The sequence below is a fragment of the Pseudomonas sp. GM17 genome (assembly GCF_000282175.2).
In the GTDB taxonomy this organism is placed as follows: domain Bacteria; phylum Pseudomonadota; class Gammaproteobacteria; order Pseudomonadales; family Pseudomonadaceae; genus Aquipseudomonas; species Aquipseudomonas chlororaphis.
Genome location: NZ_CP124732.1, coordinates 5,525,032 through 5,540,371, shown reverse-complemented (window position 1 = coordinate 5,540,371; position 15,340 = coordinate 5,525,032). Strand labels below are relative to the sequence as shown.

Genomic DNA, 15,340 nt, shown 5'->3' with positions numbered 1-15,340 from the left:
TGAGCCAAGTATCAGTTGGCATGAATAGTGACTATTGGATATCCATAGATTGTTCAACAATCGCAAGGCGATATTCATGAGCAACGTACTGTCCCTGGCCGATCAGATAACCCTCGAATTACGTGCCGATATCATCGGCGGTCGCTTGCTGCCGGGCATGGCCCTGGTGGAAAACGATCTGGTCTGCGCCTATAACGCCTCGCGCAACACCATTCGCGAGGCCTTGCATCGCCTGGGGCAGGAAGGCCTGACCCGCTACACACGCAATAAAGGCGTCACGGTGCGCAGGCTGGGCATCGATGAAGTGCGGGATCTGTTCCAGGTGCGCCGTACCCTGGAGTTGCAGGCCATTGCCTCCAGCAAACCGCTGCGCGACTACCAGTCCGACCGGATGCTCGAGGCTATCGAGGCTAGCGAACTCGCCCGCGAGCGCGAGGACTGGCGCTCGGTGGGCACCCACAGCCTGGCCTTTCATCAACACATCGTTGGTCTGATGCGCAGCCCCTTGTTCGATGAGTTCTTCACCAACGTCGTGGCGCAGATGCGCCTGGTGTTCTGTGCCGCCCCTGACGAGCAGCATTTTCAATCGCCCTGGCTGGCCCGCGACCGGCAGATCCATGACTTGCTCGCCGCTGGCGACAAGCAGGCCGCCAGCGAAACCCTGGCGGTTTACCTGGACGATTCCGAACGGCTGCTGCTCGACATCCTCAGCCACTCTTCCCGCCACTGATCGAGAGTTTCAACCATGTACAAAGACTATCCCGCGGCTTATCAGGTCAGCAAAGGTTCGGCCCTGCAGGTGGACACGGCCTTTTATCAGCGTGTCCGTGACAGCAAGGACCTGCGCACCTTGATCGAGCAATTCGAAGTGCCGATCCGTACCGGGCGTGCCTGGCATGTGCCGGCCGGGCATGTGTTCCGGGTGACCACGCCGGCCGGCCCGCAGGTCGGGGACTTCAACGTCTGGAATGCCAACGATCCGCGGGAGCGTCTGTGGGCGGCGCGTACCCGGCAGTTGCAGGGCGCGCATGTCAGTACCCATGACCGGTTGTGGTCGAACCTGCCGTTTTTGCGGCCACTGGTGACCATCACCGATGACAGCCTGGCCGGTTACGGGATCGACGAGCATGGCGGGCGCTTGCACGACCTGCTCGGCACGCGCTGCGATCCTTACGTGAACCGCATGCTCACCGGGGAGGACTTCCATCACCATTGCCATTCCAACCTGACGCGCGCGGTCCTGCCCCACGGCCTGACCGAGTTCGATGTGCATGACGTGCTGAACATCTTCCAGTGCACCGGGCTCAATCATGACGACATGTACTTCATGAAGGCCTGCCCCGCGCAGAAGGGCGATTACCTGGAGTTCTTTGCCGAAATCGATCTGTTGTGCGCGTTGTCGACCTGCCCGGGTGGCGATCTGTCGCTGCCCATGTGGGGCCCGGAGGCTCAGGACCCACTCAGCGTCTGTCGGCCGTTGGGTGTGGAGATCTATCGGCTCGACGAGGCATTGCTCGAAGGCTGGAGCCAGCCTGAGCGGGCGGCCTACAAAGGTTTGCATGGCCTGCACATCGCCAAGGCTGCCTGGGAGAAATAGCGCTGCCGGCCGCAGGGATAAAAAAGCCCCGCCATTTCGAGAAGGGCGGGGCTGTTCGATCGGGTTATCCAGTCAGCGGTCCTGCGCGTCCTTGGCGTCCGCTTCCGCGTTGCGTTCAGCAACGCGCTTGCGTTGCTCATCGGTCAGTTCCACCTTGTTGGCGGTGTCGCGCAACATCATCAGACCGCCAACGATCGAGCCGATTGCAACGACCAGAATCAACCAGGCATACCAGGGCATAGGGCTCTCCTTGAGGGCATACCGGCGGGCGAGGAGTTTCGCCCGTCGAGTTGCCATACCACTTCGAGTTACAGCGTTTTGCAGTGGTTCCATTGTAGGCCTGATCTGCCCCGGCAACCTCTCTTGCATCAATCTTCTCGAAGGTCGCATTCGGCCATGCAAGCCAACTACAGAGAGATGCCATCCCCTCGGAGCCCGGTCAGCATTGCATCCGCCGGCGCATCGGCGCGCAGTTGCGCGGTCAGTTGGAAATAGATGAAACCGGCCACCATGAAACCGAGGAAAATCAGGCCGATCAGGCTGTTGAACCAGGCCATTGCCACCAGGCAGACCACGGCCAGTGTCAGGGCAATGGCGGGGACCAGCGGGTAGCCCGGTGCGCGGAAGGTGCGTTCCAGGTGCGGCTCGGCCTTACGCAACTTGAACAGGCTGAGCATGCTCATGATGTACATCACGATGGCGCCGAATACGGCCATGGTGATCATCGCCGCAGTCAGGGTCATGCCTCCCAGGTTGATCAGGCCATCGCTGTAGATGGCGGCGATGCCGATCAGGCCGCCGGCGATGATGGCGCGGTGCGGCGTCTGGAAGCGTGACAGCTTGGCCAGCGACGACGGCAGATAGCCGGCGCGGGCGAGGGCGAAGAACTGCCGCGAGTAGCCAAGAATGATGCCGTGGAAGCTCGCCACCAGGCCGAACAGGCCGATCCACACCAGCATGTGTAGCCAGCCGGAGTTGTCCCCGACCACGGCTTTCATCGCCTGGGGCAGCGGGTCGTTGATGTTCGACAGGGTGCGCCAGTCGCCCACGCCACCGGCGAAGAACATCACGCCCATGGCCAGCAGCACCAGGGTCAGAATGCCGCTGATGTAGGCCTTGGGGATGGTGCGTTTCGGGTCCTTGGCTTCTTCGGCAGCCATGGCCGCGCCTTCGATGGCGAGGAAGAACCAGATGGCGAACGGAATCGCCGCGAACATTCCGGCAATCGCCGGCGCGCCGAAGGTGTCCGAGCCCGCCCAGCCGTTGAGGGCGAAGTGGCTGAAGCTGAAGGCCGGCGCGACCACACCCATGAACACCAGCAGTTCCGCCACCGCCAGTACGCAGACCACCAACTCGAAGGTGGCGGCGAGTTTGACCCCGAGGATGTTCAGCCCCATGAACACGATATAGGCGCCGACCGCCGCATGCTTCGGGTCCAGGGCCGGGAACTGCACATTCAGGTAGGCACCGATCGCCAGGGCGATGGCCGGTGGCGCGAAGACGAATTCGATCAGGGTCGCCAGCCCGGCGATCAGCCCGCCTTTTTCACCGAAGGCCCGGCGGCTGTAGGCAAAAGGGCCGCCTGCATGGGGAATGGCGGTGGTCAGTTCGGTGAAGCTGAAGATGAAACAGGTGTACATGGCCGCGACCATCAGTGAGGTCAGCAGAAAGCCCAGGGTGCCGGCGACGCCCCAGCCATAACTCCAGCCGAAGTATTCCCCGGAGATCACCAGCCCGACCGCGATCCCCCATAAATGCAGCGTGCCCAGCGTTGGTTTGAGTTGTGTGTTCATGCGTGGCTCCCGGAACGGAATGAAATGCTCGGGACTGCTCACTGCACCGCTCATGCCAGAGCGAAAACGGCCGTCGTAAAGCGTAAAAAGCTGTCGTATCGAGGATGTTTCCAGTTGTTTCGGGGGCGAAGGCACCTGGGTTGGTGCACAGCCGTGCAACAGAGGAGGGCGGCAGAGCCTGGAGGCGCGCGATCGCGAGCAGGCTCGTTTCTACGTGCATCGTGCTTTTCCGGTGCAGCAGCAAACCGGCTGGCGATCCCTCCCCCTGGCCACGCCGATGGCTGGTGTAAATCCCGCGTAAAGCCTTTCTTTACGCTTTCTTTATGCGTCGCCCACGCCCTCGATCTCGTTCCTTTACAGCCTCCCTGCGGACAATGCCCCACACGCGGCGATTGCCGTACGACGGAGAGATTCCATGAGCGTTCTGGACGGGGTGTCCCTGCTGCTGGCAGTGGGGCTGTTCATCTATCTACTGGTTGCGCTGTTGCGCGCGGATCGGAACTAGGAGCGGCTATGCACAGTTATGACTATTGGCTGATCCTCGGCTTCTTTGCCTTGGTGCTGCTGCCCGCGCCTTTCCTGGGGCGGTTCTACTACAAGGTAATGGAGGGCCAGCGCACCTGGTTGACGCCGCTGTTGGGGCCGGTCGAACGCGCTTGTTACCGGCTTTCGGGCGTCGATGCGCAAAGCGAACAGAGCTGGCAGAAATACACCCTGGCCCTGCTTGCGTTCAACCTGGCCGGCTTCCTGTTGCTGTTCACGATTCTGTTGTTCCAGGACCATCTGCCGCTCAACCCGCAGAACCTGCCGGGGCAGGAGTGGACGCTGGCATTCAACACCGCGGTCAGTTTCATGACCAACACCAACTGGCAGTCCTACAGCGGTGAAGCCTCCCTGAGCTACCTGAGCCAGATGATCGGTCTGACTGTGCAGAACTTCGTCAGCGCCGCCACCGGTTTGGCGGTGCTGGTTGCACTGTGTCGTGGCATCGGCCGCAAGTCGACCAAGACCCTGGGCAACTTCTGGGTCGACATGACCCGTGCCACCCTCTACGGCCTGCTGCCGCTGTGCCTGCTGCTGGCATTGTTCCTGGTCTGGCAGGGCGTCCCGCAAACCTTCGCCCAGTATGTCCACGCCGTGACCCTGCAAGGCGTCGATCAGGTGATTCCATTGGGCCCGGCCGCCAGCCAGATCGCCATCAAGCAACTGGGCACCAACGGCGGGGGCTTCTTTGGCGTCAACTCGGCGCATCCGTTCGAGAACCCGACGGCCTGGAGCAACCTGTTCGAGGTGGCCTCGATCATCCTGATCCCGGTGGCCCTGGTGTTCACTTTCGGCCACTACGTCAAGGATCTGCGCCAGAGCCGGGCGATCATCGCCTGCATGCTGGCGCTGTTCCTGATCGGTGGCGCGACCTCGCTGTGGGCCGAGTACCAGCCCAACCCGACCCTGAACAACGTTGCGGTCGAGCAGACCGCACCGCTCGAGGGCAAGGAAGTGCGTTTCGGGACCACCGCCACCGTGCTCTGGTCGGTGACCACCACCGCGGCCTCCAACGGTTCGGTCAACGGCATGCATGACAGCCTCAGTCCGCTGAGCGGCATGGTCGCGCTGATCAACATGATGGTCGGCGAGGTGATCTTCGGCGGCGTCGGCGCGGGCCTCTACGGCATGTTGCTGAACGTGCTGATCGCGGTCTTCCTCGCCGGCCTGATGATCGGGCGCACCCCGGAATACCTGGGCAAGAAGCTGCAGGCCAAGGAAGTGCAGTTGCTGGTGGTGACGCTGATGGTGATGCCGGTCGGCGTGCTGGTACTGAGCGCCATCGCCGCGAGCCTGCCGGGGCCGGTGGCGGCGGTGAGCAACCCTGGCGCCCACGGTTTCAGCCAGTTGCTGTACGCCTACACCTCGGCCAGCGCCAACAACGGTTCGGCCTTCGCCGGCCTGGGCGCCAACACCCCGTTCCACAACCTGATGCTGGGCCTGGGCATGTTGATCGGCCGCTTCGGCTACATCCTGCCGGTGCTGGCCCTGGCTGGCAGCCTGGCGCTGAAAAAGACCGCGCCGGTCGGCCAGAACAGCTTCCCGACCCATGGTCCGCTGTTCGTCACGCTGCTGACCATGACCATCTTGCTGGTGGGCGGACTGACCTTTTTGCCGACCCTGGCGCTGGGCCCGATTGCCGACCACTTGAGCTTGGCTGCCTTTGGAATGAAGGGCTGAGGACTTAATGATGAATATGCATGTTCCTGCTTCCAAGAAGGCTGTAACCGAAATGCCCGGCGCTAAAACCGCGGCTTCGAAACACACTGCTGCCGAACAACAGAAAACCTCGATCGCAGCCCTGTGGCGTCCGGCGCTGGTACAGGCCTTCGTCAAGCTCGACCCACGCCAGTTGCAACGTTCGCCGGTGATGCTGGTGGTCGAGCTGACTGCGATCCTGACCACGGTACTGTGCCTGGTGCCGGATACCGCGGTGCCGACCTTCGTCGCCGCGCAGATCGCCCTCTGGCTGTGGTTCACCGTGCTGTTCGCCAACTTCGCCGAAGCCCTGGCCGAAGGCCGTGGCAAGGCCCGCGCCGACAGTCTCAAGGCTGGCAGCGAAGGCCTGAGTGCACGCCTGAAAAAGGCCAATGGCAGCTTCCAGGTGATCCCTGCCGCCAATCTGCGCAAAGGCGACGTGGTGCGGGTCGAGGCCGGCGAGATGATCCCCGGTGACGGCGAAGTCATCGAAGGCATTGCCGCAGTCAACGAAGCGGCGATCACCGGCGAGTCGGCACCGGTCATCCGCGAGTCTGGCGGCGATCGCTCGGCGGTGACCGGCAATACCCGGCTGGTGTCCGACTGGTTGCTGGTGCGTATTACCAGCAATCCGGGCGAGTCGACCCTCGATCGCATGATCGCCCTGGTGGAAGGCGCCAAGCGCCAGAAGACCCCGAACGAAGTGGCCCTGGATATCCTGCTGATCGGCCTGACCCTGATCTTCCTGATCGTGGTCGTGACCCTGCAGCCGTTCGCCCACTTTGCCAATGGCAGCCTGCCGCTGGTGTTCCTGGTGGCATTGTTGGTGACGCTGATTCCGACCACCATCGGTGGCCTGCTGTCGGCCATCGGGATCGCCGGGATGGACCGCCTGGTGCGGCTGAACGTGATCGCCAAATCCGGTCGTGCGGTGGAAGCGGCGGGTGACGTGCATGTCCTGCTGCTGGACAAGACCGGCACCATCACCTTCGGTAACCGTCGTTGCGCGGCCATCCACGCAGCGCCTGGGGTCAATCACCAGGAAATGGCCGAGGCCACCTTGCTGGCCTCGCTGGCGGACGACACGGCGGAAGGCAAATCCATCGTCGAATACCTGCGCGGGCTTTATCCACAGCCCGAGCCGGGCGCCGAAATGCTGACCGCCGTGCCGTTCAGTGCCGAGACCCGGCTGTCCGGTGTCGACTATCAGGGGCGGGTCTATCGCAAGGGCGCGGTGGATTCGGTGCTGGCCTTCGTCGGTCTGCAACGGGGCGACCTGGCCCCGGCGCTGTCCCGGGAGATTGACAAGATTGCCCAGAGTGGCGGCACGCCGCTGCTGGTGTGCGCCAAGGGCAAACTGCTGGGGGCAATCCACCTCAAGGACGTGGTCAAGCCCGGTATCCGCGAGCGTTTCGCCGAGTTGCGCAAGCTGGGGATCCGCACCGTGATGGTGACCGGCGACAACCCGCTGACCGCCGCCGCCATTGCCGCGGAGGCCGGGGTGGATGACGTGCTGGCCGAAGCCACGCCGGAGAAAAAGCTGGCGCGCATTCGCCACGAGCAGAATGACGGTCGCCTGGTCGCCATGTGCGGTGACGGCGCCAACGACGCCCCGGCGCTGGCCCAGGCCGACGTCGGCATGGCGATGAACGATGGCACCCAGGCGGCGCGCGAAGCGGCGAACATGGTCGACCTCGACAGCGATCCGACTAAGCTGCTGGACGTGGTGCAGATCGGCAAGGAGCTGCTGGTGACCCGTGGCGCCCTGACCACCTTTTCCATTGCCAACGACATCGCCAAGTACTTCGCGATCTTGCCGGCGCTGTTCGCGGCGATTTATCCACAGCTCGGCGTGCTCAATGTCATGCAACTGAGCAGCCCGCAGAGCGCGATCCTTTCGGCGATCGTGTTCAACGCCCTGATCATCGTCGTGCTGATTCCGCTGGCCCTGCGCGGGGTGCGGGTGCAGGCGGCCAGCGCGGCCCATCTGCTGCGCCGCAACCTGCTGATCTATGGCCTGGGCGGGATCCTGGTGCCGTTCCTGGGCATCAAGCTGATCGACATGCTGCTGACGGCTTTGCATCTGGTGTAACCCCGCGACCCTGTAGGAGCCAGCTTGCTGGCGATGGCGTCAACCCAGTGCGCCAGACGCACCGCATCGCTAGCAAGCGGGTTCCTACGGAGTCCGGGTAAACCCGTTAACCGAATCGAGGATTTGATGATGTCCACAGTATTGCGTCCGGCCTTGAGCCTGATTGTGTTGATGACCCTGATCACTGGTGTGGCCTATCCGCTGGTGGTCACCGGCGTGGCCCAGGTGGCGTTCCCGAAACAGGCCAATGGCAGCCTGGTGCTCGATGGCGTGGGCCAGGTCCGTGGTTCGGCCCTGATCGCCCAGGATTTCAGCGGCGACAGCTGGTTCCACCCGCGTCCATCGGCCGGGGCCTTTGCCACGGTGTCCAGCAGCGCGAGTAACCTGGCACCGAGCAACCCGGCCCTGGCCACCCGCGTGATCGTCGATGCCAACAAGCTGGCGGTGCCAGGGCAGGGGCCGGTACCGCTGGCGTTGCTGACAACTTCGGGCAGCGGCCTGGATCCGCACTTGCCACCGGCGGCGATTAACTATCAACTGGCGCGGGTCGCGGCGGCGCGCAACCTGCCGGTCGCCACGTTGCAGCAACTGGTGGATGCTCATGTCGAGCAGCCTCTGGTCGGCCCGCCGGTGGTGAATGTGCTGGCCTTGAACATGGCGCTGGAAAAGCTCGCCCTGTAGCCAGCTGCTACAAGTTTGTATGTCGATGATTTGAGTCCAGAGAGAACAATGCATGAGTGATTCCGGCCGCGCCGACGCCCTGTTAGCCGATCTGTCCCATGACGGCCGCGGCCGCCTCAAGGTCTTCCTTGGCGCCGCCCCGGGCGTCGGCAAGACCTACGCCATGTTGCAGGCGGCGCACACGCAATTGCGTCAGGGGGTGACGGTCCTGGCCGGGGTGGTGGAAACCCATGGCCGGGCGGAAACCGAAGCCTTGCTCGGTGGTTTGCCGCAACAGCCGCTGGTGCGTTCCGAATACCGCGGGGTCATGCTCGAAGAGATGGACCTCGACGGCCTGCTCAAGGCCAAGCCCAAGCTGGTATTGGTGGATGAACTGGCCCATACCAACGCCCCCGGCAGCCGGCACGCCAAGCGCTGGCAAGATGTTCAGGAACTGCTGGCGGCCGGTATCGACATTTTCACTACGGTCAACGTGCAGCATCTGGAAAGCCTCAACGATCAGGTCCGCGGCATTACCGGGGTGCAGGTCCGCGAGACCCTGCCCGACTGGGTACTGCAGGAAGCCTACGAGTTGCTGCTGGTGGACCTGCCGCCGCGAGAACTGCTGGAGCGCCTGCGCGAAGGCAAGGTGTATGTGCCGGAGCAGGCCCGGGCGGCGATCGATGCGTTCTTCACCCAGACCAACCTCACCGCGCTGCGCGAGCTGGCGATGCAGGCCGCGGCGGCGCAGGTCGACGACGATCTGGCCCAGGGGTATCGCAAGCTCGGGCAGGCCGCGCCGGCGGTGCGCGGACGCTTGCTGGTAGGGGTCGATGGCGATGCCCAGGCCGAGCGCCTGGTGCGTCATGCCAGCCATGTCGCCCGGCGGCGGCATCTGCCCTGGAGCCTGGTGCATGTGGATGACGGCCGGGTGCCTGACGAGCAAGCTCGCCAGCGCCTGCAAAGTGCCCAGCAACTGGCCGAGCGCCTGGGCGGCGAGGTGGTCCTGCTGCGGGCCGGCGAGGTGGCCAAGACCCTGATCCAGCATGCCGCGGAGCGGCGCGCCAGCCTGGTGCTGGTGGGGCAGTCACGCAAACGCCTGCGCCGCCGTTTGTTCGGCGGCGGCCTGGCGGCGCGCCTGCTGCGCAACGCCCAGGGCCTGGAAATCAACGTGCTCGACAGCGAGGACGAACCCGGCCAGCCGCGCCTGCGGGTGGAGCGTTCGCTGGTCTGGTTCGACTACGCCCTGGCGGTCCTGGCGACGGTCCTGGCTTCGGGGCTGTCGTGGGCGGTGGCGAGCGTGCTGGCGTTGCCGAACATCTCCCTGGTGTTCCTCGCCGCGGTGCTGCTGGTGGCAGTGCGCAGCAGTCTCGGGCCGGCACTGGTGTGCGCGGCGTTGTCGTTCCTGACCTACGATTTCCTGTTCATTCCGCCGACGTTCTCCTTCGCCATCCAGCGCGAGGAAGACGTGCTGACGCTGCTGTTCTTCCTGTTGATGGCGGCCCTGACCGGCAACCTGGCGGCGCGCCAGCGTCGGCAGTTGCAGGCATTGCGCGACACCCAGGAAGAAACCAGCGAGCTGCTGGACCTGTCGCGCAAGCTCACCGCCGCCACCGACCGGCAGGCGGTGATCAGTGCCGCGGCGCAGCACCTCAATGGCTGGAAGGAACTGCAACTGTGCCTGCTCAATCGCGACGGGCAGGGTGGCTGGAAGGTCGAGACGGGTGGGCCCTTGCAGTTTTCCGAGTCCGAACGGGCTGCCGCCGACTGGGCCTGGCAACACGATCAACCGGCCGGGATGGGCACCGGAACCCTGCCTTTCGGGCGCTGGTGGTGGTGGCCGTTATCCGTCGACGAGGGCCCGCTGGGCTTGCTTGGAGTCTGTCCGAAAGAAGGCGAGGAGCTCAACGCCCAGCGTCGGCGCCTGTTGAGTGCCTTGAGCCAGCCCCTGGCCCAGGCTTTGGCCCGGGCACAGTTGGCCGAGGATCTGGAAGCGGCGCGTCTGCACGGCGAAACCGAACAATTGCGCAGTGCGCTGCTGGCCTCGGTGTCCCATGACCTGCGCACCCCCTTGACCTCGATGCGCGGCAGCATCGACAGCCTGCTGGCGCTGGGGGAGGCGATCCCCCTGGAAGACCGTCGTGAACTGCTCGAAGGCACGCGGGATGAGGCCGAGCGCCTGGATCGCTACATTCAGAATCTGCTGGACATGACTCGTCTTGGCCATGGCTCGTTGAAGCTGGCGCGAGACTGGGTGGCGCCGGCCGATATCGTTGGCAGCGCGCTGAATCGCCTGCGGGTGGTGCTGGCGCCGCTGCGGGTCAGCACCGAATTGCCGGCCGAACTGCCGTTGCTGTTCGTGCATGCGGCGCTGATCGAACAGGCGCTGATCAATGTCCTGGAAAACGCCGCGCGCTTTTCACCGGCCAACGGCCGTTTGCAACTGAGTGTCGGGACCCGCGATACCGAGCTGCTGTTTGCCGTGAGCGACGAGGGGCCGGGAATTCCAGTGGAAGACCGGCCGCGGATTTTCGACATGTTCTACACCGCGGCTCGGGGTGATCGCGGCGGGCAGGGCACCGGCCTGGGGCTGGCGATCTGTCAGGGCATGGTCGGTGCCCATGGCGGGCGCATCACGGTGGGCGAGGGGATCGATGGGCGTGGTACCTGCATCACCTTGTGCCTGCCGCTGCAGGCGCAACCCGAGTTTGAAGGAGAGGCCTGAGTGCCGGTAAAAAAGCGTCAATCCAACGAGGCCAGGAGGGCCGCATATGTTCTTTACGATCCAGAGCCACGCCTGCGCTACTCTTGCGCCACTTATTTGTCTTGAAGCGAAACCATGAGCCAGACCGCGACCATCCTGGTCATCGATGACGAGCCGCAGATCCGTAAATTCCTGCGCATCAGCCTGGTGTCCCAGGGCTACAAAGTGCTCGAAGCCGGCACCGGCAACGAAGGCCTGGCCCAGGCGGCGCTGAACAAGCCGGACCTGCTGGTGCTCGACCTCGGCCTGCCGGATATGGACGGCCAACAGGTGTTGCGCGAGTTTCGCGAGTGGTCGGGCGTACCGGTGCTGGTGTTGTCGGTGCGGGCCAGCGAGGGGCAGAAGGTCGAAGCGCTGGACGGTGGCGCCAACGACTACGTGACCAAGCCCTTTGGCATCCAGGAGTTCCTGGCGCGTATTCGTGCGCTGTTGCGCCAGGCGCCCGTCGGCGAAGCGCAGGAAGCAGCCCTGGATTTCGGCCCGCTGACCGTGGACCTGGCGTATCGCCGGGTACTGCTCGACGGTGCCGAAGTGGCGTTGACGCGCAAGGAATACGCCGTGCTGGCGCAACTGGCGCGGCACCCGGGGCGGGTGATCACCCAGCAGCAACTGCTCAAGGATATCTGGGGGCCGACGCACACCGAGGACAGTCATTACCTGCGTATCGTGGTCGGGCATCTGCGGCAGAAGCTGGCGGACGATCCGACCCGGCCACGCTTTATCGTGACCGAGGCCGGGGTGGGGTACCGTTTGCTGGGGGCGGAGGAGTGAGCGGGCTCGCGGCCCTCTTTCAGTTCAGTTCGTTCTCGTAGCGGTCCAGGGTGTCGCTGGCAATTTCCCGTCCCAGTGCGATCAGCTCCGGAGCCTTGTAGAACTCGAAGAAGCGGCACACCCGCTTGGGTACGTTGATCAGGATGTCCGGCGGGTAGCCGGCGATCTTGTACTGGGCCAGCGAGGTCTGCATGACCTCGAAGCTCTGGTTGATCAGGTCCAGCAGGGAAGCGGGGCCGACGTTATCGATAATAAACGAGCCGGTGGCCGATTTCGGGGCGCCATCGGTTTCCGGAGCCGCGGCCGGTTGCTGCGCTTCAGGCTCGGCGGATTCGATCCAGGGGTTGCCGATGTCGGCTGCCTCGCTGCGCAGTGCTTCCTGTTCGAGCAGCAGCAGTTGTTCGGCTTGCTTGCGGCGAAAGGGCAGGTGCGAGCCCAGGGAGTTGATCAGGCTGTCGAAGCGGCTCTTGAAGGCGGCGGGGCGCTGGATCACCGGCAACTGGTAACGACGCTGGTTGGTCGAGTTGAGGTTGACGGCGATGATCAGGTCGCAGTGGCTGGAGACCACCGGCACGATGGGCAGCGGGTTGAGCAGGCCGCCGTCCACCAGCATGCGATTGCCTTGCATGACCGGGGTGAACAGGCTGGGGATCGCCGCCGAAGCCCGCATGGCCTGGTGCAGACAGCCTTCCTGGAACCAGATTTCCTGCTGGTTGGTCAGGTCGGTGGCCACTGCGGTGTAAGGGATGCGCAGGTCTTCGATGTTGATTTCGCCGACGATCTTGCGGATCTGGCCGAATACTTTCTCCCCGCGTATCGCCCCCAGGCGAAAGCTGACATCCACCAGCCGCAGCACATCCAGATAGTCCAGGCTTTCGATCCAGCTGCGGTAGTCGTCCAGTTTGCCGGCGGCGTAGATACCACCGACCACCGCTCCCATGGAACAGCCCGCGACACAGGCAATGTCGTAACCACGTCTTTCGATTTCCTCAATCACCCCGATGTGGGCGTAACCCCGGGCACCACCAGAGCCCAGGACCAGTGCGACACGTTTCTTCATGACTCGATCCTTCGCCAGACAGGTTTCCACAATGCACCCATCGAGGGTCTCGGTTCAATCACTGACGGCCTCTGCGGGCCCTGGATAGAGGGATTTTTTCCAGTGTTTTGCCGCATGGGGTTATGCTCGCGCGGCTATATTTTCCCTGACGAGCCAAGGCACTTTTAGTGGCGGCGATCGTCTTACGTTCACGATTGTTTTTATTGTTCGCAATTGCTTCTTATCGTTCACGACTGTTTCCCCCCCTACTTTGAGGTGTCATTGATGAAAGCCTGGATCTGTCTACCGTTGATTGCATTGGTACTCGGTGGTTGTGCTGGCAAGACCGCCTATCGCGACAGCTGCGGTACGCAACTGGATGCGGCCTGGCATGAACTGGACCTGGCCAAGGCCGAAGGTTTCGCTGGCACAGTCAGCTATTCCAAGGCCCTGTCGCTGCTGACCGGGGCCAAGACCCAGCAGCAATTCGAAGCCTTCGAGGGCTGCACCAAAAAAGCCGAGAAAGCCCGTTTCTATATTCGTGAGTCGCGCGCCGGCCGCTGATCGCAAGGCTGTCGTTTGCCGCTAGACTGAAGAGCGCTCTTCAGTTTCCGTCTCGCAGGCGTCGTGAGCGCGCCTGCCAGTCATGCCAGGGCCCGGCCGCAGTCTTTGTGCTGCGAGCCGGGTCATTCGTTTCGGGAGTCAATGATGTCTGCCTTGGTTGATCGGTTGGTGGCGCAGGTGTTGGGGCTGGAGGTGCGCTTGCTGGCGTGCCAGGCGCGTTTGCAGGCGGTGACCGACCCCGAGGCGCTGCACGATCTGCGTACCACGGTGCGCCGCTTGCGCAGCCTGTTGCGAGCGTTGCGCGGCTTGCCTGGTGTCGAGCAACTGGAAGCGGCGGCTTCGGCGGTCGGGCAACTGACGACGCCGTTACGCGACCGTGAGGTCCTGGCTGCGTACCTGCATCAGCATGACTACCATCAGGCCGCGGAACGCCGTACCGCGGGGTTGGCGGATGAATACCGGACAGTGGCGACGGGCTCCGAACTCCAGCAACTGCTGCTGGTGCTGGATGCCTTCCCGCGTTTCCTGCGGGCGGCGCAACGTCAGGAGCTGTTGCGCGGCTTGCGCAAACGCATCGAAAAGCGCCTGTCCAAGCAATGGAAGGCACTGGACGAGGCCCTGCACGATCCGGCTCACGATCGGCACCGTTTGCGCCTGCTGATCAAGCGTGTGCGCTACGCCGCCGAGGCTTATCCCGAACTGGCCGAACTGTCGCCCAAGGCGGTCTCTCGCTTGAAGGCTGCTCAGGGCGCACTGGGCGACTGGCATGATTGCTGGCAATGGCTGGCCCAGGCCGAACGGCAGGCGGACCTGTTGCCTTGTGTTCCGGTCTGGCACACCACCATGCACAAGGCCGAGGGGCGTGCCGATCGGGTGCTCGACAAGCTGAGCGCTACCTGTTTCCGTAGCTGACTCCCGGCTGGCGGCTTATCTGTCAGTCTTTTTGGCGGGAACAAGTGCTTTACGCGTGTGCGCTGCTGGTTAAGATCCTCGAACCCTTTTCTTGATCAGAGGTGCTCATGCGCTTTTGCGATTTGCTCGATGCCGTCCGCCACCATCCGTTGGAACTGTCGATTCCAACCGAGTGGGCGCAGGGGCGGGCCAGTTTCGGCGGATTGGTGGCGGCTTTGCAGTATGAAGCCATGCGCGCAAAAGTCCCCGCCGAACGTCCGGTGCGTTCACTGGCGATCACCTTTGTCGGTCCGGTCACCCCCGATGTGCCGGTCAGCTTTGAAGTCGAGGTGCTGCGCGAAGGCAAGGCCGTCAGCCAGGTGCTGGGGCGTGCGGTGCAGAACGGTCAGGTAGTGACCCTGGTACAGGGCAGTTTTGGTGCCTCTCGGCCGTCCGAGGTGACGGTTGTCGCCGAGGAAGCGCCCAGCATGAAACATTGGGACGAGTGCCCGGAACTGCCTTACGTCAAGGGCGTGACGCCGGAGTTCATGCGCCATCTGGCAATGCGCTGGAGCATCGGTGGCATGCCGTTCACCGGCAACAAGTCGCGGGACATGGGCGGTTGGGTGCGCCTGCGGGGCGACGTCAAGGAAGAGCCCATGACTGAGGCGCATATCCTCGCACTGGTGGACGCCTGGCCGCCGGCCTTGTTACCACACCTGACCAGCCCGGCACCCGGCAGTACCCTGACCTGGACCATTGAATTCGTGCAGCCGCTGCTGGCGTTGAGCACCCTGGACTGGTGCAAGTACCGGGTGAATATCGAACATGCCCGTGACGGTTACGGGCATGCGGCCGCGGCACTCTGGAGTGCCGAAGGCCGGTTGATTGCGCTCAGCCGGCAGACGGTCACCATCTTCGGTTGAAC

The 15,340-nt window shown here is 63.7% G+C and carries 14 protein-coding genes; 11 read left to right on the top strand and 3 right to left on the bottom strand.

What is annotated here, in order from left to right; genetic code table 11:
- Positions 1–76: 76 nt before the first annotated feature.
- Positions 77–730, top strand: coding sequence for a GntR family transcriptional regulator (locus PMI20_RS24545; RefSeq protein WP_007931348.1), 654 nt, complete (start codon positions 77–79; stop codon positions 728–730).
- A 15-nt stretch (positions 731–745) separates the two neighbouring features.
- Positions 746–1,597: an urea carboxylase-associated family protein gene (locus PMI20_RS24540; RefSeq protein WP_007931349.1), complete on the top strand. Its 852-nt coding sequence runs from the start codon at positions 746–748 to the stop codon at positions 1,595–1,597.
- A 72-nt stretch (positions 1,598–1,669) separates the two neighbouring features.
- Here PMI20_RS24540 and PMI20_RS24535 read toward each other — a convergent pair whose 3' ends face one another.
- Complete coding sequence (locus PMI20_RS24535; protein WP_007931351.1) at positions 1,670–1,837, bottom strand: DUF2897 family protein; 168 nt, start codon at positions 1,835–1,837, stop codon at positions 1,670–1,672.
- Between the two features lie 167 nt (positions 1,838–2,004).
- Entirely contained in the window at positions 2,005–3,390 is a 1,386-nt protein-coding gene (eat, locus tag PMI20_RS24530; protein WP_007931353.1) for an ethanolamine permease, read from the bottom strand.
- A gap of 415 nt (positions 3,391–3,805) precedes the next feature.
- Here eat and kdpF point away from each other — a divergent pair, with 415 nt between their 5' ends.
- The 6 genes from kdpF (at position 3,806) to PMI20_RS24500 (ending at position 11,918) form a co-directional block, all read left to right on the top strand.
- Positions 3,806–3,895, top strand: coding sequence for a K(+)-transporting ATPase subunit F (kdpF, locus tag PMI20_RS24525; protein WP_007899818.1), 90 nt, complete (start codon positions 3,806–3,808; stop codon positions 3,893–3,895).
- An 8-nt stretch (positions 3,896–3,903) separates the two neighbouring features.
- Complete coding sequence (gene kdpA / locus PMI20_RS24520) at positions 3,904–5,613, top strand: potassium-transporting ATPase subunit KdpA (protein WP_007931354.1); 1,710 nt, start codon at positions 3,904–3,906, stop codon at positions 5,611–5,613.
- 10 nt (positions 5,614–5,623) lie between these two features.
- Complete coding sequence (gene kdpB / locus PMI20_RS24515; RefSeq protein WP_037035951.1) at positions 5,624–7,723, top strand: potassium-transporting ATPase subunit KdpB; 2,100 nt, start codon at positions 5,624–5,626, stop codon at positions 7,721–7,723.
- 129 nt (positions 7,724–7,852) lie between these two features.
- A complete protein-coding gene (gene kdpC / locus PMI20_RS24510) occupies positions 7,853–8,404 on the top strand; it encodes a potassium-transporting ATPase subunit KdpC (RefSeq protein ID WP_037035953.1) in 552 nt (183 codons plus the stop codon).
- A gap of 52 nt (positions 8,405–8,456) precedes the next feature.
- Entirely contained in the window at positions 8,457–11,108 is a 2,652-nt protein-coding gene (locus PMI20_RS24505) for a DUF4118 domain-containing protein (protein ID WP_007931357.1), read from the top strand.
- 114 nt (positions 11,109–11,222) lie between these two features.
- Positions 11,223–11,918 carry a response regulator gene (locus tag PMI20_RS24500; RefSeq protein ID WP_007931358.1) on the top strand — a complete coding sequence of 232 codons (696 nt, stop codon included), beginning with the start codon at positions 11,223–11,225 and terminating at the stop codon, positions 11,916–11,918.
- Between the two features lie 19 nt (positions 11,919–11,937).
- On the opposite strand, the gene PMI20_RS24495 is transcribed toward PMI20_RS24500, so the two are convergent.
- Entirely contained in the window at positions 11,938–12,978 is a 1,041-nt protein-coding gene (locus PMI20_RS24495; protein ID WP_007931359.1) for a patatin-like phospholipase family protein, read from the bottom strand.
- A gap of 264 nt (positions 12,979–13,242) precedes the next feature.
- Here PMI20_RS24495 and PMI20_RS24490 point away from each other — a divergent pair, with 264 nt between their 5' ends.
- The 3 genes from PMI20_RS24490 (at position 13,243) to PMI20_RS24480 (ending at position 15,338) form a co-directional block, all read left to right on the top strand.
- Positions 13,243–13,521, top strand: a complete 279-nt coding sequence (locus tag PMI20_RS24490; protein ID WP_007931360.1) for a hypothetical protein — start codon at positions 13,243–13,245, stop codon at positions 13,519–13,521.
- Positions 13,522–13,665: 144 nt separating this feature from the next.
- Positions 13,666–14,433, top strand: coding sequence for a CHAD domain-containing protein (locus PMI20_RS24485; protein WP_007931361.1), 768 nt, complete (start codon positions 13,666–13,668; stop codon positions 14,431–14,433).
- Between the two features lie 107 nt (positions 14,434–14,540).
- A complete protein-coding gene (locus PMI20_RS24480) occupies positions 14,541–15,338 on the top strand; it encodes an acyl-CoA thioesterase (protein ID WP_007931362.1) in 798 nt (265 codons plus the stop codon).
- The last annotated feature ends 2 nt before the right edge of the window (positions 15,339–15,340 follow it).